The sequence below is a fragment of the Oceanobacillus indicireducens genome, assembly GCF_014647195.1.
Taxonomy (GTDB): Bacteria; Bacillota; Bacilli; order Bacillales; family Amphibacillaceae; genus Oceanobacillus; species Oceanobacillus indicireducens.
Map to the genome: position 1 here is coordinate 17,535 of NZ_BMOS01000022.1, position 26,052 is coordinate 43,586.

Annotated in this window: 23 protein-coding genes, 1 pseudogene and 1 riboswitch; of the genes and pseudogenes, 16 read left to right on the forward strand and 8 right to left on the reverse strand. The window is 39.7% G+C overall.

Annotation, left to right across the window (positions count from 1 at the left end; genetic code table 11):
* Window positions 1-105: 105 nt before the first annotated feature.
* Window positions 106-1,308: an ornithine--oxo-acid transaminase gene (locus IEX94_RS13675; RefSeq protein WP_188858285.1), complete on the reverse strand. Its 1,203-nt coding sequence runs from the start codon at window positions 1,306-1,308 to the stop codon at window positions 106-108.
* 58 nt (window positions 1,309-1,366) lie between these two features.
* Window positions 1,367-2,914 (reverse strand): L-glutamate gamma-semialdehyde dehydrogenase, encoded by a 1,548-nt coding sequence (pruA, locus tag IEX94_RS13680; protein ID WP_188858286.1) that lies wholly within the window; start codon window positions 2,912-2,914, stop codon window positions 1,367-1,369.
* 205 nt (window positions 2,915-3,119) lie between these two features.
* Here pruA and IEX94_RS13685 point away from each other — a divergent pair, with 205 nt between their 5' ends.
* From IEX94_RS13685 to IEX94_RS13700, 4 genes and pseudogenes are all read left to right on the forward strand, one after another.
* Entirely contained in the window at window positions 3,120-4,526 is a 1,407-nt protein-coding gene (locus tag IEX94_RS13685; protein ID WP_188858287.1) for a sigma-54 interaction domain-containing protein, read from the forward strand.
* A 146-nt stretch (window positions 4,527-4,672) separates the two neighbouring features.
* Window positions 4,673-4,866, forward strand: a riboswitch (cobalamin riboswitch).
* A 132-nt stretch (window positions 4,867-4,998) separates the two neighbouring features.
* Window positions 4,999-7,201, forward strand: a pseudogene (locus IEX94_RS13690) (ribonucleoside-diphosphate reductase subunit alpha).
* Window positions 7,202-7,294: 93 nt separating this feature from the next.
* Window positions 7,295-7,762, forward strand: a complete 468-nt coding sequence (locus IEX94_RS13695) for a flavodoxin (protein WP_188858288.1) — start codon at window positions 7,295-7,297, stop codon at window positions 7,760-7,762.
* Between the two features lie 43 nt (window positions 7,763-7,805).
* A complete protein-coding gene (locus IEX94_RS13700; protein ID WP_188858337.1) occupies window positions 7,806-8,846 on the forward strand; it encodes a ribonucleotide-diphosphate reductase subunit beta in 1,041 nt (346 codons plus the stop codon).
* 122 nt (window positions 8,847-8,968) lie between these two features.
* Here the strand turns inward: IEX94_RS13700 and IEX94_RS13705 are convergent, their stop codons facing one another.
* From IEX94_RS13705 to IEX94_RS13720, 4 genes are all read right to left on the reverse strand, one after another.
* The gene (locus IEX94_RS13705; protein ID WP_188858289.1) at window positions 8,969-10,159 is read right to left on the reverse strand and encodes an MFS transporter; all 1,191 of its coding nucleotides are present in this window, start codon (window positions 10,157-10,159) and stop codon (window positions 8,969-8,971) included.
* Complete coding sequence (locus IEX94_RS13710; RefSeq protein ID WP_188858291.1) at window positions 10,146-10,571, reverse strand: MarR family winged helix-turn-helix transcriptional regulator; 426 nt, start codon at window positions 10,569-10,571, stop codon at window positions 10,146-10,148. Before IEX94_RS13710 ends, IEX94_RS13705 begins: the two co-directional genes overlap by 14 nt.
* Window positions 10,572-10,707: 136 nt before the next feature.
* Window positions 10,708-11,625 (reverse strand): EamA family transporter, encoded by a 918-nt coding sequence (locus IEX94_RS13715; RefSeq protein WP_156857510.1) that lies wholly within the window; start codon window positions 11,623-11,625, stop codon window positions 10,708-10,710.
* Window positions 11,626-11,654: 29 nt separating this feature from the next.
* The gene (locus tag IEX94_RS13720; protein ID WP_156857511.1) at window positions 11,655-12,029 is read right to left on the reverse strand and encodes a hotdog fold thioesterase; all 375 of its coding nucleotides are present in this window, start codon (window positions 12,027-12,029) and stop codon (window positions 11,655-11,657) included.
* A 134-nt stretch (window positions 12,030-12,163) separates the two neighbouring features.
* On the opposite strand from IEX94_RS13720, the gene IEX94_RS13725 reads away from it, so the two are divergent.
* The 11 genes from IEX94_RS13725 to IEX94_RS13775 all read left to right on the forward strand — a co-directional run bounded on the left by IEX94_RS13725 (window position 12,164) and on the right by IEX94_RS13775 (window position 22,192).
* Entirely contained in the window at window positions 12,164-12,328 is a 165-nt protein-coding gene (locus IEX94_RS13725) for a hypothetical protein (protein WP_188858293.1), read from the forward strand.
* A gap of 268 nt (window positions 12,329-12,596) precedes the next feature.
* The gene (locus IEX94_RS13730; RefSeq protein WP_188858295.1) at window positions 12,597-14,051 is read left to right on the forward strand and encodes a nicotinate phosphoribosyltransferase; all 1,455 of its coding nucleotides are present in this window, start codon (window positions 12,597-12,599) and stop codon (window positions 14,049-14,051) included.
* 20 nt (window positions 14,052-14,071) lie between these two features.
* Window positions 14,072-14,614 carry a cysteine hydrolase family protein gene (locus IEX94_RS13735; RefSeq protein WP_188858297.1) on the forward strand — a complete coding sequence of 181 codons (543 nt, stop codon included), beginning with the start codon at window positions 14,072-14,074 and terminating at the stop codon, window positions 14,612-14,614.
* Window positions 14,615-14,706: 92 nt separating this feature from the next.
* Complete coding sequence (locus tag IEX94_RS13740; RefSeq protein ID WP_156857513.1) at window positions 14,707-14,868, forward strand: hypothetical protein; 162 nt, start codon at window positions 14,707-14,709, stop codon at window positions 14,866-14,868.
* 20 nt (window positions 14,869-14,888) lie between these two features.
* Window positions 14,889-15,611 (forward strand): cytochrome c biogenesis CcdA family protein, encoded by a 723-nt coding sequence (locus IEX94_RS13745; RefSeq protein WP_156857514.1) that lies wholly within the window; start codon window positions 14,889-14,891, stop codon window positions 15,609-15,611.
* Between the two features lie 176 nt (window positions 15,612-15,787).
* A complete protein-coding gene (locus IEX94_RS13750; protein WP_156857515.1) occupies window positions 15,788-16,489 on the forward strand; it encodes a response regulator transcription factor in 702 nt (233 codons plus the stop codon).
* The gene (locus tag IEX94_RS13755) at window positions 16,486-17,463 is read left to right on the forward strand and encodes a sensor histidine kinase (protein ID WP_188858299.1); all 978 of its coding nucleotides are present in this window, start codon (window positions 16,486-16,488) and stop codon (window positions 17,461-17,463) included. Before IEX94_RS13750 ends, IEX94_RS13755 begins: the two co-directional genes overlap by 4 nt.
* A gap of 97 nt (window positions 17,464-17,560) precedes the next feature.
* Window positions 17,561-18,331 (forward strand): ABC transporter ATP-binding protein, encoded by a 771-nt coding sequence (locus tag IEX94_RS13760; protein ID WP_188858300.1) that lies wholly within the window; start codon window positions 17,561-17,563, stop codon window positions 18,329-18,331.
* Window positions 18,306-20,213: an ABC transporter permease gene (locus IEX94_RS13765; protein WP_188858302.1), complete on the forward strand. Its 1,908-nt coding sequence runs from the start codon at window positions 18,306-18,308 to the stop codon at window positions 20,211-20,213. Before IEX94_RS13760 ends, IEX94_RS13765 begins: the two co-directional genes overlap by 26 nt.
* 509 nt (window positions 20,214-20,722) lie before the next feature.
* On the forward strand, window positions 20,723-21,715 hold the full coding sequence (locus IEX94_RS13770) for an LLM class flavin-dependent oxidoreductase (protein ID WP_188858304.1): 993 nt from the start codon (window positions 20,723-20,725) through the stop codon (window positions 21,713-21,715).
* A 69-nt stretch (window positions 21,716-21,784) separates the two neighbouring features.
* Window positions 21,785-22,192: an NUDIX hydrolase gene (locus IEX94_RS13775; RefSeq protein WP_188858306.1), complete on the forward strand. Its 408-nt coding sequence runs from the start codon at window positions 21,785-21,787 to the stop codon at window positions 22,190-22,192.
* Window positions 22,193-22,240: 48 nt separating this feature from the next.
* Here the strand turns inward: IEX94_RS13775 and IEX94_RS13780 are convergent, their stop codons facing one another.
* Window positions 22,241-22,630, reverse strand: coding sequence for a thiol-disulfide oxidoreductase DCC family protein (locus tag IEX94_RS13780; RefSeq protein WP_188858308.1), 390 nt, complete (start codon window positions 22,628-22,630; stop codon window positions 22,241-22,243).
* A gap of 313 nt (window positions 22,631-22,943) precedes the next feature.
* On the opposite strand from IEX94_RS13780, the gene gnd reads away from it, so the two are divergent.
* On the forward strand, window positions 22,944-24,350 hold the full coding sequence (gene gnd, locus IEX94_RS13785; protein WP_188858310.1) for an NADP-dependent phosphogluconate dehydrogenase: 1,407 nt from the start codon (window positions 22,944-22,946) through the stop codon (window positions 24,348-24,350).
* A gap of 373 nt (window positions 24,351-24,723) precedes the next feature.
* Here the strand turns inward: gnd and IEX94_RS13790 are convergent, their stop codons facing one another.
* Window positions 24,724-25,896: an ROK family transcriptional regulator gene (locus IEX94_RS13790; protein WP_188858312.1), complete on the reverse strand. Its 1,173-nt coding sequence runs from the start codon at window positions 25,894-25,896 to the stop codon at window positions 24,724-24,726.
* Window positions 25,897-26,052 lie beyond the last annotated feature (156 nt).

Sequence of the window (26,052 nt, forward strand, 5' to 3'; positions counted from 1 at the left end):
TAAAGCTTTATAGCAGTTAAATGGATAAGATAAAAAAATACAATCGCCGTTCAAGCCTGATAAAGATACAGCGATTGTACAAATAGGATGATAGATTATCTATTTTTATGATGATAATACGTTATTAATTTTTTCAATAGCCCAGTCAAGTTCATCATGTTTTATCGTTAATGGTGGTGCAAGTCGGATTGTGTTTTCGTGCGTTTCTTTACATAAGACGCCTTCTTCTTTTAGTTTCTCACAATAACCGCGAACCGGATGATTGAACTCTAGACCGATGAATAGTCCGCGAGCTCGAATTGCTTTCAGTTCGGGGATGTTCATTTTACGCAATTCTTTTTCGAAGTATTCACCAAGCTCCAGTGATCTTGTCACAAGATCCTCTTTTTCTATTACATCAAGGGCAGCTAAAGAAACTGCACATGCTAGTGGATTTCCACCGAAAGTCGAACCGTGTGATCCAGGTGTAAAGACATCCATTATTTCTTTATCCGCAGCGATAGCGGATACTGGAAATACTCCACCTCCAAGGGCCTTACCCAATACATAGATATCTGGTACAACATCTTCCCAGTCACATGCAAACATTTTTCCAGTGCGTGCCAAGCCTGTTTGCACCTCATCGGCAATGAATAACACATTATTCTCCGTACATATTTCACGAATTCCTTTGAGATAGCCTTCGGGGGGAATGATGATTCCGGCTTCCCCTTGAATAGGCTCTACAATAATAGCAGCAGTATTTTCTGTAATCGAACGCTTGACAGCATCTATGTCACCGAAGTCTACTCGCTTAATATTGGGGATAAATGGGCCGTAATTCTTTCTTGCAGTAGGATCATTAGATAAAGAAACTGCATTTATTGTTCGTCCGTGAAAGTTCCCTTTTGCAGCAATGATCTCTGCCTGATTATCCTCTACTCCTTTTATTTCATAAGCCCATCGGCGAGCAGCTTTTATCGCAGTTTCTACTGCTTCTACTCCTGTATTCATTGGTAATACTTTATCTTTACCAGTTAATTTTGAAATTCGTTTTGTCAAGGGACCTAGCAAATCATTATGAAAAGCGCGGGATGTCAAAGTTACTTTATCGGCTTGCTCTTTAAGTGCTTTAATAATTTTGGGGTGCCGATGTCCTTGGTTGACTGCTGAATAAGCACTAAGCATGTCCATGTATTTATTGCCTTCCGGGTCCTTTACCCAGACCCCTTCTGCTTCCGAAATTACAATCGGTAGTGGATGATAGTTATGTGCACCATAATGCTCGGTTAATTCAATAATTTCTTCGGTTGTTTGCGTTAAAGTCATCCGTACTCCTCCTTTAGAGTAGTGCAAGGAGCTATGATGCTCCTTGCACTGTTCTATATTAGTATGATTCAGAAATTGTTTTCGCTAACATATGGAGTGCCAAATAATCTGGACCTCCCGCTTTTGAATCCGTACCAGACATTTTAAATCCGCCAAACGGGTGGTAACCAACAATTGCCCCCGTACAATTACGGTTGAAGTATAAATTACCGACATGAAATTCTCTAGAAGCTTTATTTATTTTTTCACGATTATTTGTAATTACCGCTCCTGTTAATCCATATTCAGAGTTATTGGCAATTTCCAGTGCATGATCAAAGTCTTTTGCCTTTGCAAATGCAACAACAGGGCCAAAGATTTCCTCCTGCATGATACGTGCTTCTACATCTAAATTAGCAAAAATGGTTGGCTGAATAAAATAACCTTTGGAGTCGTCCCCCTCGCCACCAGTCATTAGTTTGCCTTCTGCTTTACCGATTTCGATATAATTCATAATCTTGTTGAAGGCAGCTTGATCGATAACAGGTCCCATATTAACGTCGGGTGTGGTAGTTTCACCAACAGTTAGCTCTTTCGTGCGTTTTACTACCCTTTCTAGTACTTCATCATAGACATCTTCATGAACGACTGCGCGAGATCCAGCAGAGCACTTTTGCCCTGAAAATCCAAATGCAGAAGTTACAATGGCGTCGACAGCAATATCAATGTCTGCTTCATTATCGACTACAACTGTATCTTTTCCACCCATCTCTACAATTGTACGTTTTAAGTGAAATTGGTTCTCATTAACCGCTGCGGCACGTTCATATAAGCGAGTTCCAACTTCACGTGAACCTGTAAAGGTTATTAGCGCTGTTTTTGGATGATCCACAAGATAATCTCCAACTTCTGAACCACTGCCTGGTAGGAAGTTGATGACGCCATCTGGTATGCCTGCTTCCAATAAAACATCTACAAATTCTGCAGCAATTACAGGGGTTGCACTTGCAGGTTTAAGTATGACTGTATTGCCTGTAACAAGTGGTGCTACCGTTGTACCTACCATAATGGCAAAAGCAAAGTTCCATGGCGGAATGGTCACTGCAACGCCTGAAGGGGTATAGAGGTACCGATTGTATTCCCCTGGTCTACTATTTATTTCTTTTCCTTTATCTAATTCAATCATTTGTCGGGCATAATACTCCATAAAGTCAATACCCTCTGCAATATCAGCATCGGCTTCGTTCCATGGTTTTCCAGCCTCTTTAATCAGTAAAGCTGTAAATTCACTCTTTCTGCGACGGATAATTGCTGCAGTCCGTATTAAAATATTCGCCCGGTCAATTGCATTCGTATATCTCCAAGTTTGGAAAGCTTGATTCGCTGCTTGCACAGCTTTTTCAGCATGTTCCTGATTCGCCTTGGCAACGTATCCAATTATTTCTTCTTTTTTCCCCGGATTAATAGAAGTGATCTTTTCTTCAGTAAGTACTTTTTCTCCATCTATTAAGAGGTCATAAGTTCCCCCGAGTTTTCTTTCAATTTTTTCTAACTCAGATTCCAATCTTTTGCGATTGCTCTCTATTGAGAAGTCTGTAAATGGTTCGTGCTTATACGGTGTTAACATAGAATCCACTCTCCTTATAAAATTTCGCTTGCTTGTATAAATAGCAAAAATCATGCCAACTATTTAAGTGTTGACTTATCAAGGTTTTAATAAAAAGAGATGCAAAATAAATTTGCGTTATTTTTAAAAAGCGCATAACCGTGCAAAATTATTTTGCTATTACAGTATATTTCCATTAAGCTGATAATAGGGAGGGAACACTTTCATGGGAAATGATGTAATGGATCTGCAAGCACTAAAGCATAGAAATAAACTATATGAACAGTTGCTGGATGAAGTGAATGTTGGTATCCACGTAATTAATAATCAAGGGAAAACAATTATTTATAACAAAAAAATGATGGAAATTGAATCAATGGAAGCAGCTGACGTATTGGATAAGGATGTATTAGAAGTTTTTTCATTTAAGGAAAATCAGCATAGTACACTTGTCCATACATTAACAACCGGGAAAGAAACTAGAGGGATTAAACAAACTTACTTTAATAATATTGGAAAAGAAATCACGACAATTAATGATACTTTTCCAATTATAGAAGATGGAAAGATTACTGAGGCAGTCGAGATAGCAAAAGATATCACTCAATTAGAACAAGTTATTAAGGAAAATGTGTTACAGAGGAAAAACACCAAATTTACATTTGATCAAATTATTGGAGATAGTGAAGAATTTGCTACGGTAATTGAAGATGCAAAACTAGCAACTCGAACAACTTCATCTGTTCTTATTGTTGGCGAAACAGGAACTGGTAAGGAATTATTTGCGCAAAGTATCCATAATGGTAGTGCAAGGTCATCTGCTCCTTTTGTCGCCCAGAATTGTGCAGCAATACCCGAAAGTTTAATGGAGAGTTTATTATTTGGTACAAAGAAAGGGGCCTTCACGGATGCGATAGATTCACCCGGTCTATTTGAACAAGCAGATGGTGGAACTTTGTTACTTGACGAGATTAATTCTTTAGACGCTTCCCTTCAAGCAAAACTCTTGAGAGTGCTGCAAGAAAGAACAGTAAGAAGAATAGGGGATACAAAGGATAAAAAGGTGGACGTTCGTATTATCGCAACGATTAATGAAGACCCGGCCGATATGATTATGGAAAATCGAATAAGGAAAGATTTATTTTATCGTTTGAGTGTCGTAACTTTATTCATCCCCCCCTTACGTGAAAGAAAAGTAGATATTATGCCTTTAACGACGGAATTTATTAATAAATACAACACACTTTTTCAAATGAATATAAAGAATGTTAGTGCGGAAGCAAAAGAATTACTCTATGAACACGACTGGCCAGGGAATGTAAGAGAGTTAGAGCATACTATTGAAGGTGCGATGAATCTAGTAGTTGAAGAAAAGGAAATTCAAGTTCATCATTTACCCACTCGTTTTCGAAACCATAATAAATATAAGAGAGACAATGATAGAAACAGCAAGGATAGTCCCCCTATAAACGATTTTCATTCGAGAAAGCTGCGAGTTAGAATGGAACAGTTGGAAAAGGAATATATTAAACGAACACTTTTAGAAAATAACTATAATATAACACAAGCTGCAAAGATTCTAGGTATAAGCAGACAGAGCCTTCAATATCGCATAAAGAAATTTAATATTTAAATTTAGCACGTATTAACGGTCTGTAACATTTGAGTAAATTTTCCTTCAGCTAACGGAACCTTTTCGTAAGTTATTAATTGTTGAAAAGGGGTATACTCTATGATAGAATTCAATATATAGTGCTTGACAAGACAATTTAATACTAAATGTAGTATATAAGTAATGGTGACAAGATAACTGTTTAAAAGGGAATCCAGTTAAAAGCTGGAGCTGCCCCCGCAACTGTACGTGTGGACGAATTAGTAAACCACTATATCGCTTGCTGTTAGGTGACGATATGGGAAGGGCTATAGTAGGAAGAAGCACAAGCCAGGAGACCTGCCATAACTTGCAAGTTTTGTTTCTTCGGGGTGTAAGAAAGGTAAAACGATAAGAAGTGTGTATTTTTTTATGCATTTTGTCGTTTTTTCCTGCCGTTCATCCCGAAAATGAACGGTTTTTTTAATGTGTTTACATAAAGGGAGGAAATAAAATGCAAACAATGAGTCAAACTAAAAGTTCTAAAGGGATTGAATTAATTGATGAATGGGCCAAGGGATTAAATATTCAAACCGAAAAATATAAAGAAAAAGTGGAAGGACTCTGGAATTCTGACCAAATGAGGGATGAATTTTATGATGCTCTAATTAACCATGCCCTTGAAAATATAGACGAAGTATCACCAGACTGGACTTATTTTGCTACACGAATTTATTTGCATGAACTCTATCAAAAGGCTGCAGAAAATAGGGGTTATGACGCTTCTCTTTCGTATGGTCCCTTCTACGATTTATTAAAGCAATTGACCGATAAAGGAATTTATTCTACTAATCTTCTTTCAAGCTACACGAAAGGGGAAATTGATTATTTTGGTGAGTCACTTGAACAGGAAAGGGATTTATTATTTACGTACCCTGGCATTTATACATTGGCAACTCGTTATCTTGCAATGGATCATGAAAAGAATATCTATGAATTGCCACAAGAGCGCTGGATGGTTATTGCGATGCATCTTATGCAAGAAGAACCAGCTGAGGGTCGCACGAAGCACGTTCTAGAAGCATACTGGGCGCTGAGTAATTTATATATGACGGTTGCGACACCAACATTGGCTAATGCAGGGAAGAGTCACGGGCAATTGTCGAGTTGTTTTATCGATACGGTAAATGATAGTTTAGAAGGCATTTATGATAGTAATAGCGATGTTGCCCAACTGTCGAAAAATGGCGGTGGAATTGGGGTTTACATGGGTAAAGTCCGAGCGAGGGGCAGTTCAATTAGAGGATTTAAAGGGATGTCTAGTGGGGTTGTACCATGGATTAAACAGTTAAATAACACGGCGGTAAGTGTTGATCAGCTTGGTACTAGAAAAGGTGCAATTTCGGTTTATTTAGATGTATGGCATCGCGATATTGAGGAATTTCTTGACTTGAAGCTAAATAATTTTTTTGGTAAGTATGCCAGACTTATTTATGGAACAAGTGGAGAACAGAGGAGACTGGTATTTATTTGACCCTCATGAAGTTCGTGAGGTGATGGGCTTCTCTCTAGAAGATTTCTACGATGAGAAGAAAGGTGATGGAGAATGGCGCAAGAAATATCAAGCATGCATTAACGCTAATTTAGATTCGAAAAAGAAAGTACCTGCAATTGAAATTATGAAGAGAATCATGCGTTCACAGCTTGAAACAGGGGCACCATTCATGTTTTACCGAGATGAAGTGAACCGCCGGAATGCGAACTCTCATACTGGGATGATTTATTGCACGAATTTATGTACGGAGATTACGCAAAACCAATCCCCGACAGAGTTTGTCCAGCAATATCTCACGGAAGAAAATGCCGTTGTGAAAAAATACAAGCCTGGTGATTTTGTTGTTTGTAACCTGAGCTCCGTCAACTTAGGAAAGGCTGTACCAGATAATGTATTGGAACGCCTCATCAAAATTCAAGTTCGCATGCTTGATAATGTCATTGATATCAATACGTTGCCATTATTACAAGCAACGCTCACGAACCAAAAGTATAGAGCGATTGGTCTAGGTACATTCGGATTCCACCATCTGCTTGCAAAAGAAGGAATTGAGTGGGAATCAGAGCAAGCTGTAGAATATACCGATGCAATTTATGAAAAAATCGCCTACTTAGCGATTTCTGCATCAGCAGATTTAGCGGAAGAAAAAGGCAGCTATCAAGTATTTGAAGGAAGTAAATGGAGTACAGGAGAGTACTTTGATAACAGAGGGTACGATGATTCCGAAGAGTGGATGGCATTGAAGGAGCGGGTGAAAGAAACCGGAATCCGCAATGGTTATGTAATGGCTGTTGCACCGAATGCGTCTACTTCGATTATTGCCGGCTCTACTGCAGGAATCGACCCAGTGTTTAAACCTTTCTATCATGAAGAGAAGAAAGACTTTAAAATGCCTGTAACGGCACCAGATATGGACCACAATAATTACCATATCTACAGACGTTCCGCTTATATTGTTGACCAGCGCTGGTCGGTGAAACAGAATGCAATGCGCCAGAAACACGTAGACCAAGGGATTTCATTTAACATGTATGTGCCGAACACGATCCGGGCTTCTGTTTTACTAGACTTGCATCTACAGGCTTGGAAGAGCGGACTGAAAACAACTTACTATGTACGCTCTTCTTCTACAGATATTGAAGAATGTGAGTGGTGTCAATAATGGATATGGGAAAGTTTTTACTTTCCCATATCTCTGCCCAAAGGAATCGATGACAAAGGGATTAATCGTACGTTATAAACAGGAGTGAAATAAATGAAGATACTCATTGCTTATCATAGTTTTAGTGGCAATACCGAGGAAATAGCGGAGATGATCCAGGATCGATTAAATCATCACGGTTATCAACCTGAATTATATGAAATTGGTATGGGTGCCTATTTTCCTGAGTTAAGTAATTACGATGTCGTCATGTTAGGGACGTTTACTTGGGATCTGGGTAGTACCCCGGCTGAAGTAAAAGACTTTGTAGCAGATGTCGGCTATAAGCCGGATAATATTGCCGTGTTTGGCTCAGGCGAAACCCAATTTGGCGGGGAAGAGATGTTCTGTCTTGCAGTTACGAAACTAGCTAGATTTTACAATAGTCCATGGGAAGGTTTGAAAATAGAACAGTCCCCAAGGGGAAGCCAGGAGATAAAAGTTTCCAATTGGGTAGATGGAATTGTAGAAAGTGTAAGAAAAGAAAAAGAGCAGAAGAGCTGGGTGACAGTAGGCGTATAGAGTGAGTAAGAATAGAAAATTAAAAGAGGCAGGGAATACAAATATGACTGTAGTTTTAAAAAAAGCTAGAACGTTAGAACCAAAAAACCCTAATAAATCAACAGGGATTTTTGGGGGGAAGTCCAGTGGTATTTTAAATTGGAATGATATTGCATATCCCCATTGGTATCAGATTTACAAAAAGTTACTAGGAAACTACTGGCAAGCGGATGAAATCAATATGTCTTCCGATATTAGGCAGTTTCCCGAGTTGACGAAGGATGAACAGGATGCCTATTTGAAGATTATCGGATTACTGTCTACGTTAGATGCACCACAGACACGGACGGCCTTGTTATTATCTTTATACGCAACCGATCCATCCGTACAATCCATTATGGCTGTAATTTCGCAGCAAGAGGCTGTGCATAATGAGAGCTACTCGTATGTTTTATCATCTGTCGTGTCGTTGGATGAACAGAATAAGTCATTCGAGTTAGGCCGGACAGATCCAGTTCTCCTAAAACGGAACGAACGGATTATCAAAGTTTATAATGAATTTGCAGAGAATCCGACAATCAAAAACATATTAAAAGTCATGGTCTATACTTCTCTGCTGGAGGGAATGTTTTTCTATTCCGGATTTGCCTTCTTTTATAACTTAGCACGAAATAATAAAATGGTAGGAACTAGTACGATGATCAGCTATATTAATCGGGACGAGCTCGAGCACGGAAGATATATTGGCGAATTGTTCCGCGCAACACTAGCTGAGAATCCGGAGTATAATACGGAAGCGTTCAATGAGTGGGTATATGATGCGTTCCGTCATTCGGTGGAACAAGAGATTAATTGGTCCAGATATGTATTAGCTCATGTTGATGGAATTGATTTAGATGAAATGGAAGGCTATATTAAATATCGAGCGAATAAGATGTTACGTATGTTGGGCTTAAGTGAGATATATGATGGTTACTTCGATAATCCGATGAAATGGATTCGCGCATATGTAGATAACTTTGATGGAACGAAGACAGACTTCTTTGAGCAAAAGTCACGTGCCTATACAAAAGTAAGTGATTTGAACGGGTTTGACGACTTATAAAGTGAAACTTCATTCAGTGGGGGTATTACAGACCGTTAATGCGCGATAAAAGAATCGTTTGTTAGATAGGAAAATCCGAACAATCTAGGAGGAACTTCTACCTTAGATTGTTCGGATTTTTGTTATGTTATTCTTAGCATTTGCTTCTCTTTTCTACCATACAAGAAGAAATAAAGCACGGTTGAAGCTAATACTACAAAACCTAAAATACCGTAAAGGGAACTGTAACCTATTAAAGGTATAATGAATCCGAGCAGATAAGGGCCGAACCCAAGCCCTGCATCAAGCGCAATAAAATAGGTTGATGTAGCGAGTCCTAATCGGTGAGGCGGGGTCAGCTTAACTGCGATAGCCTGTGAGCAGGACTGGATATTCCCAAACCCAAGACCAATCAGAAATCCAGACAATAATAGAGTCATCCCGCCACTTGCTGTACTTAGAAGCAGCATTCCAGCTGTAAAAATCACAAAAGCTGGATACATGACATAGTTTGCTCCTTTCAAATCCATTAAGCGGCCAGTGAAAGGGCGTGATAGTAAGATTGCCACAGAGTAGACGAGAAAGAAGAAACTCGCCACTTCAACGAGGTTTTTTTCTGCGGCATAAAAGTTAATATAAGAAAGCACACTCGAATAGCAAAGACCTAGCACGAGAACAATAATTGCAATAGACATCGCCCTTGGTTCGATAAAATTAGAGATTTTAAATCCTTTCTCCTCTAACTCTTCTATTGAAAAGTCTACTTTTGGCACATTGATTAGAAATGCTGTAATTAAACTAATAACCCCCAATAGTAAACAGAAACCAAAAATAATCGAATAGCTCGTGTTTTGACTTAGATAAAGCCCAAAGAATGGACCAATAGCTGCAGCCAAAGTTGCACTCATACTGTAATAGCCGATCCCTTCAGCTTTTCGAGATGCCGGAATCAGGTCAGCAACAATTGTTCCAGCTGCTGTACTCGCTATTCCAAGTGTAAATCCATGCAACAGTCGCACAATTAATAGCGAATAGATACTCGCACTAAAAAGATAAAAAATACTCATAATCGTAAAAAGAATTAGGCCAATAAATAATGTTTTCCGCCGGCCGATCAACTCAATATTTCGCCCAGCTAATAGTCTTCCGATCAGCGTGCCGATAATAAAGATTCCAGTTACGAGCCCAGCAAGGCTTGTGGAAGCTTGATATTCGTTAGAAGCGTAGACCGCCATGATGACAATTAATAAGTAAAAGACCATCGTCAGGAAAAAGTTAATCATGGCAGTAATGATGAAATCCTTTGTCCATAGTTTCGGTTTACTCACGTTCATTATCCGCTCTAATATTCTCTTGTAATTTAGGGAAGATATGATAAGCAGCTAGTTGCTCTTCCTTCGTGATACCTTCCATGACATGATTTTCTAAATCCGTTATTTTTATTCTGCATGTTCGATAAATCTCTTTACCCAAATCCGTTAATTGAATAATCTTCTCTCTTCTGTCTTCACTTGGAATTGGTTTTATAATTTGCATTTCTTCCAAGCGGTGAACTCTTCTTGTGATTGTTGGTTTCTCCACATTATAGTAGTTCGCAATCTCAACTAATGTAGAGGGCCCGTTATTATTTAAGTAAAAGATAACTTGCCATAAGGAATAGGAAAGTCCATGATCGCTTAATAGTTCATTCAATTTGCTAATGAGCGGGCGATATAAGCTTAAATAACGCTGAAAGAATCCTTCCAAGTTTTAACCTCCTCCTGCGAAAATTAGTTACCTAGGGTAATAGTTAACGAAGGAAACTATAGAGTATTTTAAAGGAAATGTCAAAAGTAAAAAAGCATAAAAAGACATCCAGGCCATACTCCTGAATGTCTCTTCCTCATTCAATCTCAGCTTTCTCACTATCTGCTAAAGCCATAAAGACAATCATCGCAATCACACAAGCTGTGCCAAGCCATTGAAACGATCCGAATGGCTCTTTCAGCCAAAATACAGTCGTTAAAACTGCGGCGAGCGGCTCTAAGCTACCTATTAAACTCGTTTCCTTTGGTGAAAGACTATGTAAACTCTCGATGAAAAACCAAAAAGCAATCATCGTTCCAAAAATCACGACGAAAAATAAATAAAGATACCCTTCTAGTGGGAGCGCCGCGAAATCCATTTGCCATGGTGGATGGATAAAGCTTAACGTGAAGCCTCCAATGACCATCGCCCAGCCGACAATAACGAGGGAATCGAAATAGGCGAGGAGGGAAGCAGCATATAATGTGTAAAAAGCGAAAGCGACCCCTGACAGAATTCCCCAGATGACTGCCGGTGCGGGGACAGATAATCCTGATAACGATCCATTCGTCAGTAAAAAGAAACAGCCGCTCAAAGAAAGGAAGACAGTTACAAAATCAATTCTTCTTAACTTCATCTGTCTCCGTACCAATAAATAGGCGATAATCATAATTGGCGCTTGATATTGTAATAGGGTAGCAACAGCCGCGTTTCCGTGATTTATCGAAGCCATATACGTATATTGGACCGCAAGCATACCAAAAAGTCCGAATATAAGAAGCTGGAACGCATTCCGCTTATTTTTCCAAACATCGAATACTTGTTTCTTATCCCTTGTGAGATATTGAATCGTTAATAATAAGATTCCAGAAACAAGCAATCGGACGGTAACAAGCCAATCTACTTCAATTTGGAAATCTTGAAAAAGTTTTTGGGAAACCGTACCACCGACTCCCCAAAATGTTGCACCGATAATAACAAAGAAAAACCCTAGTTTCCTGTTCTGTCTACTCATTCTTTCTTCACCATCATAATTATAAATGCTTATTTCTGAATGACTGCGATTGTACAACGGGATACACAGACAAGCTTGCCTGTTGCTTCATCCGTAATTTTAACTTCCCATATATGGGTTGTCCTTCCGATATGGAGCGGTTTTCCAACTGCAGTTACGTTACCATCCCGCACACTGCGGATATGGTTCGCATTAATCTCAAGCCCCACTGCTGCTTCCGTTTCAGCATCTACTAGATTCATGCTTCCTACACTGGCCACGGTCTCCGCAAGAACCACTGACGCTCCTCCATGCAGCAATCCATAAGGCTGGCGTGTTGGTCCATGTACAGGCATTGTCGCTATCACTTTTTCCTTTGTTACTTCAATTATCTCTATTCCAATGGCATCCATGATTGTATTCATCTTACGTCCTCCCTACCTGAATTCTGTATTCATCATAGCTGGAAGAGACTGCTTTGTAAACATGGTAACATAGGTTATACTGAAAGTGATTCATACCTTTTCATAAGGAATAAAACAGTAAAAGGATGTTAGATATGAATATGAAACGAGATGGAGAGAATGTTCTAGACATGATAAAAGCCGGGATGAAGTTAATAGAACTTTATTCAGGCTTTTTCTTTTTCACACAGATTGAAGCTAAGATAAAAAATAAAGACTTCTTTGTCGTTACATCGAATGTATATGATCATTTTAGATAAGCAGGATTTCCGGAAGATCGTCTTTTTGAAAGATAGGGTATAAAAATGGGCGCCATGCTATGATATATCTTAAAGATGACGCGCTAAGCAAAATGAGCACATCTTGCTCGCTTGGATATAAATTTCTTACGGACAAAAGAAGTGCATGAACTTGTTGACTTTGCAAAAGATATATTGCAAAAAAGGTGAAAAAACAAATGAGTAGGTGTAAAGTTTATTTATAGTACGGGTGTCCAAGCACCATTAGTCAGCTTAGGAGGAAATTATTATGAACAATTACAGTGATGATAGTCTTGCCCTTCATACGGACCTATACCAAATTAATATGGCAAAAGCTTATTGGGAAGATAATATTCATCATAAAAAAGCTGTATTTGATTTGTATTTCAGGAAGTTGCCATTTGGGAATGGATATGCAATATTTGCTGGGTTAGAACGAATCATCGATTATCTACAGACCTTTCATTTTTCCGAAAGTGATCTGGATTATTTAAAGGAGTTAGGCTACAAGCGAGATTTTATTGACTATTTACGAACGGTGCGCTTTACAGGGAATGTCCGTGCAATGAAGGAGGGCGAGGTTGTATTTAATAATGAACCAATTCTTCAAGTCGAAGCCCCGTTAATCGAGGCGCAACTAATTGAAACGGCTCTGTTGAATATCGTTAACTACCAAACGCTTATTGCAACGAAGGCCTCCCGGATTATGCAAGTTGCGGGGGACAAGCCGGCATCGGAATTCGGTACGAGACGCGCGCATGAATTTGATGCTGCATTATGGGGTACGAGAGCAACTTTTATCAGTGGCTTCTCTAGCACAAGCAATGTTCGAGCAGGCAAGCGCTTCGGTATTCCTATATCTGGAACGCATGCCCATTCGTATGTTCAGGCATATGAAGATGAATATATTGCTTTCCACAAATATGCAAAATCCCACAAGAATTGCGTTTTCCTAGTGGATACTTATGATACGTTAAAGTCAGGTGTTCCAACGGCAATCAAAGTTGCGAAAGAGCTTGGCGATAACATAAATTTTGAAGCGATTCGATTAGACAGTGGAGATTTAGCCTATCTCTCCAAGGAAGCAAGAAAATTATTAGATGAAGCAGGGTTTGTAGATACCAAAATCATCGCTTCAAATGATCTAGATGAATATACCATGATGAATTTAAACGCACAAGGAGCGAAAATCGACGCATGGGGTATTGGAACGAAAGTGATTACTGCTTTCGACCAACCAGCCTTGGGAGCCGTATATAAGATGGTAGCTATGGAAGATGAAAATGGCGAAATGACCGATCGGATCAAGCTTTCTTCCAGTCCTGAAAAGGTTACGACACCGGGACTAAAAAAGGTATACCGTATCATTAATAAATTTACAAATAAATCAGAAGGGGATTATATCGCCTTAAATTACGAACAACCTGAAAAAGAATCTAAACTTCATATGTTCCATCCCGTGCATACGTATATTGGAAGTTTTGTTACCAATTTCATCGCAAAGGATTTACATGAGGATATTTTTGTGGATGGTATACTTATGTATGAAAACCCACCACTCCAAGAGATTCAATCTTACTCCAAGGAACAATTGAATCTATTATGGGAAGAATACAAGCGTTCCTTAAATCCGGAAGAATATCCAGTCGATTTAAGTCAGGCTTGTTGGGATAACAAGATGAAGCATATAGAAGAAATGAAAAAATATAGTTTTAAAAAATAACATATAGGAGCGGATTCAAATTGGTAAAAGAAGCGTTATTAATTGTTGATATGAGTAATGACTTTGTAGCAGACGATGGCCCATTAACTGTCGGTAAACCAGCACAAGAAATTGTACCTTACATTAAGGATTTGGCAACCGAATTTCTAGAAGCAGGAAAGATGGTTGTTGTATCGATGGATGCCCATCAGCCAAATGACCCTCACTTCGAATTATGGTCACCTCATAATATTGTCGGTACGGAAGGCCAGCAATTGTACGGGGAGCTCTATGATTGGTACGAAGCTAATCAGAATAATGAAAACCTAATATATTCGGCAAAGACTAACTATAATGCATTCTTCCAAACAGATTTGGCTGAAACATTCAGGAAGGCGGGTGTGGAGAAGGTTCATACCGTTGGGGTAACGACGGATATCTGTGACTTTTTAACAGTTTCAGGAGCAGATGCAGAAGGTTTTAAAACGGCGATTCACAAACGAGGTATAGCAACGTTTACAGATCTTGGGGAAACAATGGTTAATCATATGGTACGTTGTTTCCATACAGAAGTGATTGATTGAACCGCTCACGATTGAAGTTACAAGTGTGCTTGGCTTCTTAAGTATAGTATGATAACAAATACTTATCCTAGTGTAAGGTAAAAGGAATAGCAATGACGTTTGTGAAAGGGAAGAGTGACATGGGTGCGCATGAAACAATAAAGACAATTTCTGAAGAAGAAAGAAATCAAATAAAGTCGCTGCTTTTAAATTACTCGAAAGAAGAACTAGCGATTGTCTTACACCATTTTACTAAGTGTAAAGAAATGAAATAGCAAAGCAAAGGAGGTGGAGTATGCTAACGGAAGTTTCTATTATTCTAGCGTTTGGCGCAGGGGTATTATCCTTTGTATCACCCTGTGTATTTCCGCTCTATCCAGCATTCTTATCCTATATTACTGGAATGAGTGTGTCTGATGTACAAAGCGGTAAAATAGGAGGACAACGCAAAGCGATATTTCATACATTATTCTTTCTATTAGGATTTTCCATTATTTATCTCGTGCTGGGATTAGGGTCAACTGGAAGTGCCAGTTTAATTGAGACGTGGTATATACAATACGGAGATATCATCCGCCAGGTCGGCGCGATCTTCATCGTGTTTTTTGGTTTAGTTACAGTTGGGATCTTCACCCCGACCTTCTTGATGAAAGACCATAAACTAAACTTAAAAAACAAGCCATCTGGTTATCTAGGCACTGTGTTGATTGGTTTAACCTTTGCATTGGGCTGGACACCTTGTATGGGACCGATATTAGCAGCCACGTTAGCTCTTGTCGGCGCGAATCCGTCCCAAGGTATCTGGTACATGGGAGCTTATATATTAGGCTTTAGTATCCCGTTTCTGTTGATGGCATTTTTTATCGGGAAATTTACGTGGATTAAAAAATACAGTGGTGCATTTATGAAAGTCGGTGGAAGCATCATGATTCTAATGGGAATTATATTGTTTTTTGATATGTTCACTATTTTTAATTCATTATTTGCGCCAATTTTTGGGGATTTCCAAGGGTTTTAGTCTTTGGAGGGAAAGAAATATATTTATATCATCCAGTGAAACTGTGAGTGAATCAAAATTTGAATTGCTTAGATCGATTCCCGTTTATTCAATTGAAATGCTTATGTTAAAAATGGTCCGACTTACGTTATACTATAAGGAACGATTATAACTTATGTATAAAAGGACGGTTACCAATGGCGAAGATCTTAATTATCGAGGATGATCCAAAGATTGCCGTACTCCTGCAGAGCCATTTGCAAAAATATGGTTATAACGCGGTAGTCGCAGAACAATTTGATGCAATAACGGAAGAGTTCCACAAAGTTCAACCGGATCTTGTATTATTGGATATTAATTTACCTAGCTTTGATGGTTTCTACTGGTGCAGGCAGATTAGACAGTTTTCAACCTGTCCGATCATATTCATTTCTGCCCGTTCAGGGGAGATGGATCAAGTCATGGCACTGGAAAATGGCGGGGATGATTATATTACGAAACCATTCGCTTATGAAGTCGTCGTTGCGAAAATTAAGAGTAACTTACGGAGAGCATACGGGGAATATGCACCAAAAGTGGAAGAGCGGAAGATTGAGCTGGACGGGCTTACTCTTTACGCGGAACGGATGGAATTAGTGAAAGGTGGAAACGTGATTACTCTAACAAAGAAAGAAGCTGTTTTGCTCGAAATGCTGTTGAGTCGTTCTCCGAGGGTTGTATCAAGGGAATTACTCCTCGAAAAGCTGTGGGATGACCAAGCTTTTGTTGATGAAAATACACTGAATGTGAATGTCACTCGCGTTCGGAAAAGGTTGCAGGAGTTAGGGATTCAAGATGCGATTGAAACGATTCGAGGTGCAGGCTACCGGCTCGTAGCGAATTGGGAGCACGGCTCATGAAGAAACTATTTTTTCGTGACCAGTTTTCGCTCATTTTTTTAAATATTATTCAGCTCACGGTTATGGTGCTTGTGCTCTGGTTAAGCGGCCTTCGTGAAGTGTCACTCATCTTTTATCTTTTATTTTTAAGCATCCTCTTTCTAACAGGTTATTTAGTATACCGTTACGTTACATTACGGAAATTTTACCAACGCTTGGCAAATCCGATTGCCTGGCTGGAGGAAGTGTTTGAAACATTTGACGAAGCTCCACTTTCTGCTGCCCTAAGCGAACTCTTAAAGACACAACATCGTTTATATATTAGCGAAATAGCACATGCGAACAGTAAGAAAAATGAACATATGACATTCATCAATCAATGGGTGCATCAGATGAAGACACCATTATCTGTCATCGAGTTGATTATCCAGGAATATGAAGATGAGCAAATTCTAAGTATCCGTGAAGAAACGGATAAGCTTGAAAAGGGATTGGAAATGGTTTTATATGCTGCTCGCCTAGAAGTGTTCGAACAAGACTTTCACGTGAAATCGGTCGGATTAAAGCGAGCGGTGGAACAAGTAATTCGCGATAATAAGCGGCTATTCATTAAGAACAGGGTTTACCCGGAGCTCGACCTTTCGGAAGTTCGTGTGGAGTCAGATGAGAAATGGTTAGTCTTTGTCATCAACCAGCTTATTACGAACGCTGTAAAATATTCAGCAGGGAAAGCACATAAGATTTATATCTTGGAAGCAAGGACTGCTGCAGGAGTTCAATTACTCATTCAAGACCATGGAGTCGGTATTCCGAAATCAGATATAAAACGTGTATTTGCTCCATTTTTTACTGGTGAAAATGGAAGGATTTATCGTGAATCGACGGGGATGGGACTTGCGCTAGTTCGAGATATATGTGACAACCTAGGACATACTGTGGAAATAGAATCTACGCCTGGAAAAGGGACATTAGTCAAATTAACATTCCCGAGTTAAGAAACCTTACAGAAATGTAAGCTAATTGAAAGCTAGACCGATGTTTAAAATTCCTCTTTTCTTTTACACTAGTTGTAGAAGGAAAGGGGTTTTTAGCATGGAAATTTTAAAAACACAAAACGTAAGCAAAGTATATGATGGAAAAGTAGCGCATAAAGCGCTTGAGGATATTGATTTAGTTATTGAAGAAGGGGAATTTGTTGGAATCATGGGTCCTTCGGGAAGCGGTAAGTCGACATTGCTCAATATGGTTGCAACGATTGACCAGCCAACTTCAGGTTCGATTCTTATCAGTGGCAAGAATCCGCTAGAGATGAAACATAATGAAATGGCAGAGTTCCGCCGCCGAGAATTGGGCTTTGTGTTTCAGGATTTTAATTTGCTGTCGACATTGACCGTGGAGGAAAATATTGTGCTGCCACTTACGCTTGAAGGAACAAAGGTCAAAGAAATGGAGAAGCGTGTCGCAGCAGTTGCTGAAAAGCTCGGCATCTTGGAAATTTTGAAAAACCGCACTTATGAAATCTCCGGTGGACAAGCACAGCGGACGGCTATAGCCCGAGCGATTATCCACCAGCCGAAAATGGTGCTCGCCGACGAGCCAACAGGTAACCTTGACTCTAAAGCATCCCGGACGGTAATGGAAATGCTTGAACAAATTAATCGGGACGACCGGACAACGATGATGATGGTGACCCATGATCCAATCGCTGCAAGTCACACGCAGCGGGTTGTTTTTATTAAGGACGGGAAGCTATATAACGAGATTCAGCGTGGAGATAACCGTCAAGCTTTCTTTCAAAAAATAATTGATGTGCTATCGCTGTTGGGGGGAGATACAAGTGACCTTTCGTCAATTCGCGTTTAATAATGTCTTAAGAAATAAACGGGTCTATGCTGCTTATTTCCTTAGTAGCTTATTTTCAGTAATGGTTTTCTTTGTTTATGCGATTTTTGCCTTTCACCCGGCATTAAAGGAAGTGCATTCGAGCGTTACGGTAGGTCTGCATTTTGCTGAGGGAATTATTTATGTTTTTTCGTTCATCTTTGTACTCGTTTCGATGAGTGCCTTCCTTCATTCACGGAAGAAGGAATTCGGCTTAATGGTTATGCTCGGTATGACGAATAAGCAATTGCGTAGGATGGTCTTTTTAGAAAATGTGTTGATCGGCTTCATTGCAACGATTTTCGGTGTGGGAATCGGGCTTGTGTTCGCGAAGCTCATCCTAATGACGGCGGAAACGGTGCTTGAGTTAAAAGAATCCTTGCCGTTTTATATGCCATGGGAAGCGATCTTGCTTACTTGTGGTGCATTCTTACTCTTGTTTGTTGTGATATCCTTCTTCACGGTGTTCATCTTGAAAGGAAATAAATTAATCGATTTGATCAAGGGAAGCGCTGTTCCGAAGAAAGAACCGAAAGCTTCTGTTCTCCTCTCGTTATTAGCTGCTATGTTACTGGCGGTTGGTTACGGGGTTGCATTAACAGTGAAAGGGGATCAAGTCGTATTCGCCATGATTCCTGTAACAATTATTGTCATTATCGGGACCTATTTCCTTTTCACTCAATTAAGTGTCTTTATGATCAATCGGTTGAAAAAACGAAAAGGGCTGTTTTGGAAAAAGACGAATCTCGTATTATTTTCCGATTTGGCGCACCGGATGAAGGATAATGCGCGCACCTTTTTCTTTGTTGCAATTGTATCAACGGTTGCGTTTACTGCGATAGGTACGCTTGTCGGTTTCCGGTTTATGATTACGAATAATATATTAGATGAACGTCCCTTTGCGGTAGAATATTATTCAGAGCATGGGGATGAACAAGAAACGGAACATATTGCAATTATTGAGGATAAACTTGATGGCATTACCTATCAGAAACTGCCTGTTCATATAAAAAATGTTTCAATTCCAAGTCTCGCCGATGATGGCTATAATCCACTAACGGGGATTATTTCCGAGTCGGAGTTTAATGCAATTGCTGAAGCAGCAGGACGGGGCGAGGAACAGGTTGCCTTAGATGGACAGGAGGCGGCTTACCTGTATTATCATAGTGCAATGCTTCCACCAAAAGAAGTGGAGGGGAAGCGAATGCTTGAATTTGCGGGTAATGAAGTAAATCAGATAACAGCATTCGGTTCGGCTCTGATCCGTACGTTTGAAAATTATTTAATTGTTGATGATGCATTTTATGATACAATCACTGACTTTGAGCAGGAAACCTTCTATGCCTTTCAAGTAGAAGATTGGAAAGCGACAGCGGATATAGGAGAACAGCTGCTAGAAGAGCTAGGGGTAAGTGACACGAATGGATATGGTGAGCACTTCACCTTTAGTAATCTTGGTTACGATTGGTATATTATCAATCAATCTTTCGGTACAGTTCTGTTTATCGGCTTATTCATTGGTGTTGTATTCTTCGTAGCAGCAGGCAGTTTCTTGTATTTCCGCTTGTATGCTGACTTAGAAAGTGAACAGCAGAAGTTCGCGATGATCAGTAAAATCGGTCTGACGGATAAGGAATTGTCGAAAGTGTTAACAACACAGCTTGCCTTATTGTTCTTTATTCCAATTATCGTAGCAGTTATCCATGGTGCAGTTGCTTTAACGGCACTAAAGAACATGTTCGCTACAAGTATGCTCGAAAGCTCTGTTCTTGTTCTTGGGAGCTTCACACTGATCCAAATTATTTACTTTATCTTTATTCGTCATAATTATATACGGAGAATAAAAAAACATATTGTGAACTAAAAGGGAAATCCTAAGGTGGCCTTCGTGGCTGCATTAGGATTTTTTAGTACAATAAGAAACTATAAAATAAAATGATGTGATAACTTAGGTATCCAGGGCTGGCCACGTCCGCTCTGCGCCCAGCAACTAGCAAACTTCACACTCCTCCAATCGATAATGAAGACTTGCCGAGCGGTCTTTGTGAGGCTTAGTCGCCCTTATACCCTTGTGGTGAAAGTCAACATCAACTCAAAACTAAAGGAGGGCCGTTTAAATTCGGGCTAAAGCCCAACAACGGCATACCCCTAAAGGGACATGTTTCCTTTATCTCATTCCAGTAAAGGGGAAGTTCGATTAAGTTCGCCCCGTCCTGGGGCAACATCGAACTACCTCCCGTCCTGGGAGGCACAGTTTGTACGTTGCTTAACGGGCGCTTGCGCCTTTGTTGGTTCAAGCAGATGAATGGTGTTCGTGGAATGATGTATTATACTAGGCTGTAGATTAAAAAATGTTGGAAAGGGATCGATAGAATGAAGTTAAGCATACTGGATCAAGCTCCGATTACAAAAGGAAACCGAGCATCTGATGCATTAAAGAAAGCGAAAGAGTTGGCTATCTTAGGGGATGAATTAGGGTACCACCGAATGTGGATGGCAGAACACCATAACACGAACACACTTGCAAGTTCCGCACCGGAAATCATCGCCGCCCATTTAGCAGCAAAGACAAAAAACATCCGGATTGGAACAGGCGGTATTATGATGATGCATTATTCCCCATTGAAAATGGCTGAAGTGTTTAAAACATTGAGCGCTTTTTCTCCAGGGCGAATAGACTTCGGAGTAGGAAGAGCTCCTGGAGGCGATAATTATTCAATCTATGCCTTATCAGAAGGAAGGCAGCCGATGGTCCATAATATGTATGAAAAATTGGAAACAGCACTTCAGCTCATCAACGACGAGGCCCCAGATGATCCGTTATATCAGCGAATGATTGCTTCCCCGTATCAAGTCACGTTACCAGAAGCATGGTTACTCGGTTCAACAGGTGATAGTGCAACACAGGCCGGACGCAGCGGTATTGGGTATTCCTATGCACAGTTTTTCACCGGGGAGATGGAAAAAGAAGTGTTTGATATTTATAAGAACAGCTTCAAACCTTCCAGTTTCATGGATAAACCGGAGATTAATGTTTGCTACATGGTGACGACTGCGGAAACGAAAGAAGAAGCAGAATTCGAAGCGAAACCACAGGATATTTGGCGTCTGCTTTTCGAGAAGGGGAAAAATATGCAAGTCCTTACACCAGAAGAGGCAAAAGATTATCCATTAACAGAAGTGGATAAGATGAAGATTCAAGATAATCGTAAGTTACATCTTGTAGGCAGTGCGCAAGAAGTGGCAGCAACGTTAAAGGAGCAGCAGGAGCAGTATGGCTTTGATGAAGCAATGATTGTGAGTATCCCGCATTCGCAGGAGAAACGGTTGGATGTGTATCGGTTGCTTGCGAGAGAATTGTTGTAAATAAAAGATAAAGAGGGCTTAGAAAGTTTTATACGAGATGACATCACAAATCTTAAAGGGGGCTTTCGTATGGAGGAATGGCGAGGAGCCGCTGGCGTCTGTATAAATGAAAAAAGCGAGTTATTGATGGTTTTGCAAGGTGCGCCTGACGAGAGACGAACATGGTCCGTACCTTCTGGTGGAAAAGAACTGAATGAGACATTTGAAGATTGTTGCATGAGGGAAATAGAAGAAGAAACGGGATATAAAACAGAAATTATCAAAAAAATGAAAGTGAAAAAAAGAAAATATGAAGAATATAATATTTCTGCAGAAGTCCATTATTTCTTAGTAAAAATTATTGGCGGTACTAGAAGTATTCAAGATCCTGATCAACTCATTCATGGGATAGCCTGGAAGAATGTACAAGAAATAAAAGAACTTGAATTATCGTTTCCGGAAGATCGGGAATTTCTAATCGAATGTATAATGAAATAGACAAGAATGAATTCCCACCGCTCCAATAGGATTTAATTTACTTTCATTTTATAAAAACCTTTTTCTTACCTCAGGGGAAGGGATTGCACAGCTTTCCTTTTTCCCAAACCACTTATATCTATTTCGAGCGACTACATCATAAAATAAGTCCCGAACTGGACGTGGCATAATGATTAAGGCATACGCTAATTTCCAAATACCTGATAACTCCTTGGCAATCCGTAAGGCAGCACTCGATTTAAGGTGGGCTTTCCCGTCAGCAATAAGCACCATGCTGTCGATGTTCCCGGAGAGTTCGTATGCAGCTAAAAGTTGTTTTCCTGTTTCACTTTGGAGGGAAGCGAATGAGAAAACAGCTTTTTGATCTCTTTTAATAATAAACTGGACGCTCGCATCGCAAAAGTGGCAATCACCATCAAATAAAATAATGTTATTCATACACAGTCGCTCCTGTAATTTGTTATAGTTATTATATGATGAATCCGCAGTTTCTACAATGTATTCCCACGCATTATCACTTGTAAAACCTGTACTAGTCCGATATGATATAATTATGAAATACTTAATTTGTTTAGTCAGTCAATTAATTGATAGGACAAGGATGGAGAGGAATCTTTATTTTTTTAATGAAGTAGTTTAGGGAAATAGATTAAATTGTCCCTTTAGGTTCCGGATGTAATCTTGAATACCAGTTAGATAGAGCATTTATAATAATATAAAAACCATAATCTATGAGAGGAATGGGAATAATATGGCACAACAATTTGGTGTAATTGGCTTAGCGGTCATGGGTAAGAACCTGGCAATGAATATTGAGAGCAGAGGTTATTCCGTTGCAGTGTATAACCGTACATACGCACGAACAGAGGAATTCTTAGCAAACGAAGCGAAAGGCAAGAATTTTGTTGGTGCAGAAACAATTGAAGAATTTGTAAATTCCCTAGAGAAACCACGTAAAATCATGTTGATGGTTCAAGCGGGACCAGCTACAGACGCGACAATCGAATCATTACAACCGTATTTAGAAGAAGGCGATATTCTAATCGATGGTGGAAACACACTTTATGAAGATACAATGCGTCGTAATAAAATGTTGGACGAAACAGGTATTCACTTTATCGGTACTGGTGTATCCGGTGGGGAAGAGGGTGCTTTAAAAGGTCCATCTCTCATGCCAGGCGGACAGAAGGAAGCTTACGAACTTGTTGCACCTATCTTTGAAGCAATCTCCGCAAAAGTTGAAGGCGACCCATGTGTTACGTACATTGGACCAAATGGGGCAGGTCACTTTGTGAAGATGGTTCATAACGGGATTGAATATGGCGACATGCAATTAATCGGAGAAGCATACTTCATTCTGAAACATGTTCTTGGCATGGAAGCTGATGAATTAAGTGAAGTATTCGCTGAGTGGAATAAAGGCGAACTTGACAGTTACTTAATTGAAATCACTGCAGACATCTTTAAGAAGAAAGATGACGAAACAGGCAAACCGCTAGTAGAGGTAATTATGGATAAAGCTGGTCAAAAAGGAACTGGTAAATGGACAAGTAAGAACGCCCTTGACCTTGGAGTGCCACTACCACTTATTACAGAGTCCGTCTTTGCTCGCTTCATCTCTTCCTTGAAAGATGAACGTATTGCAGCAAGCAAAGTGTTGTTTGGCCCAACCCCATCCCAGTTTGATGGTGACCGCAAGGAATTGATTGAAAAGGTACGTAAAGCTCTGTACATGAGTAAGATTGTTTCCTATGCGCAAGGTTTCGCACAAATGCGTGCAGCATCTGAAGAGAACAATTGGGACCTTCAGTATGGTGACATTGCAATGATTTGGCGTGGAGGATGTATTATCCGTGCAGACTTCTTGCAAAAGATCAAAGATGCTTATGATAACAATGCAAACTTAGCGAACTTAATGCTAGACCCATATTTCAAAGAGATTGTGGAAGGCTATCAAGATGCATTGCGTGAAGTTGTTGCACTTGCAATAAAGCATGGTATTGCAGTACCAACATTCTCAAGCGCAATTGCTTACTATGACAGCTACCGTGCGGAAGATTTACCAGCAAACTTAATCCAAGCACAACGCGACTACTTTGGTGCCCATACGTACGAGCGTAAAGATAAAGAAGGAACGTTCCATACGAACTGGTTTTAAGAACAAAGGCGCAAGCGCCCTTACAGTCTAAGTTCGCGACGTCCTGTCGCAATGCCTGTACTAGCACATCCTGTGCGTCGTAGCAACGTACAAACTGGAGCACTCCGGAATGAGATAAAGGAAACATGCCCCTTTAGGGGTATGCCGCTGTTGGGCTTTAGCCCGTACTTAAGCGGCCCTCCTTTAGTTTTGAGTTGATGTTGACTTATCGATTGGAGGAGTGTGAAGTTTGCTAGTTGCTGGGCGCTGGAGCCGGACGTGGCTAGCCCTGGATACCTAAGTTATCACAGCTTTTTATTTTATAGTACGCTATGAAATTAAAAAACGAGTCATTCCATTTTGAATGACTCGTTTTTATTTCAGCTTTTACTTACTAAGCTAGAACTTCCTCCCGGGAGAAGACTACTTCTTTGACTTCAAAAAAGTTCTGGATTGCAAGCGCGCTTGCCCCTAAAACACTAGCATCTTTTCCAAGGTCAGATAAGACGATTTGGCCATACACACAGACCGAAGACTGCAAGTTTGCGACAATCTCTTCAATAGCATTTGGATATACCTTCAATAACTCGCTGTTAATAATCAATGTTTCAGGATTATAGGAATTAATCATATTGTTTAATCCAATGGATATATAACTGATAAAGTTTCTCATTACATCATAAGTTTCTGGATCTTCTGCAGCCAGTAATTGCTTAATGTCATGATAATTTAAGCTCGGGCGGTCAAGCTTTTCCATCAACTGTGAAAAGACAACCGACTCTGCTGCATAAAGCTCCCAACAGCCCGAGTTACCACATCTGCACTCTTGTCCAAACGGAAAGATAATCATATGACCAATTTCTCCAGCATAACCATCGTGTCCCTTTACAAGTTTACCATCGTTAATAATTCCTGCCCCAATCCCCGAACCCAGTACGATACCAAGCATGTTATCGCTATCAGGATATTTATAAACTCTTTCAGCAAAAATGGAAAGGTTCGCTGTATTTTCAATCGAAATATCTATATCGATTTCCCTTTCAATATCTGATTTCAAGTCCTTGTTGCTCCATTGCAATCTCGGAATGAATTGAATCCATTCATCGTTATTTACGGTACCGTGCACACCGATGATCGTTTGAACAAGTCCATAATGACTTGTAGAATACTTTTCCTTGTAATTGCGGATTTCTTCAACAAGAATATAAAGGACTTCTTCGTACACTTCTGTATGGATCGCCATTGTATTGACTTCCACTATATTTCCTTGTAAATCCGCAATTTGAAATTTAATTTCTTTAAAGTCAAGATCGATACCGAGAACATAACCAGCATTTCCATTAATGGAAAGCATAATCGGACGCCTGCCGACTGTGTTATGTTCCTGTTGTGTTTCTTGCACGAGCTTTTCGTTCAATAAATCAGCAACTTGGACGGAAATCGTTGCTTTATTTAAGCCTGTTATCTTAGCAATTTCCGCTCGTGAAATAAATTCATGTTCAATAATCTTTTGCAAAATCAGCGACCTGTTTATTTTTTTTATATAGGCGCCATCCCCAATAACCATTTCGGTTCCCCCTTCATACGTCTGGATGATACATCATGAATTGTAAATATCTTAATGTTTATTTAAGATAATGCAAGTGCTTTCATCCCTCGTAATTATTATAACAAATCCTCTAATTCTGTGGGGTAGAACACAAATAGAAATTGATAGACTTCA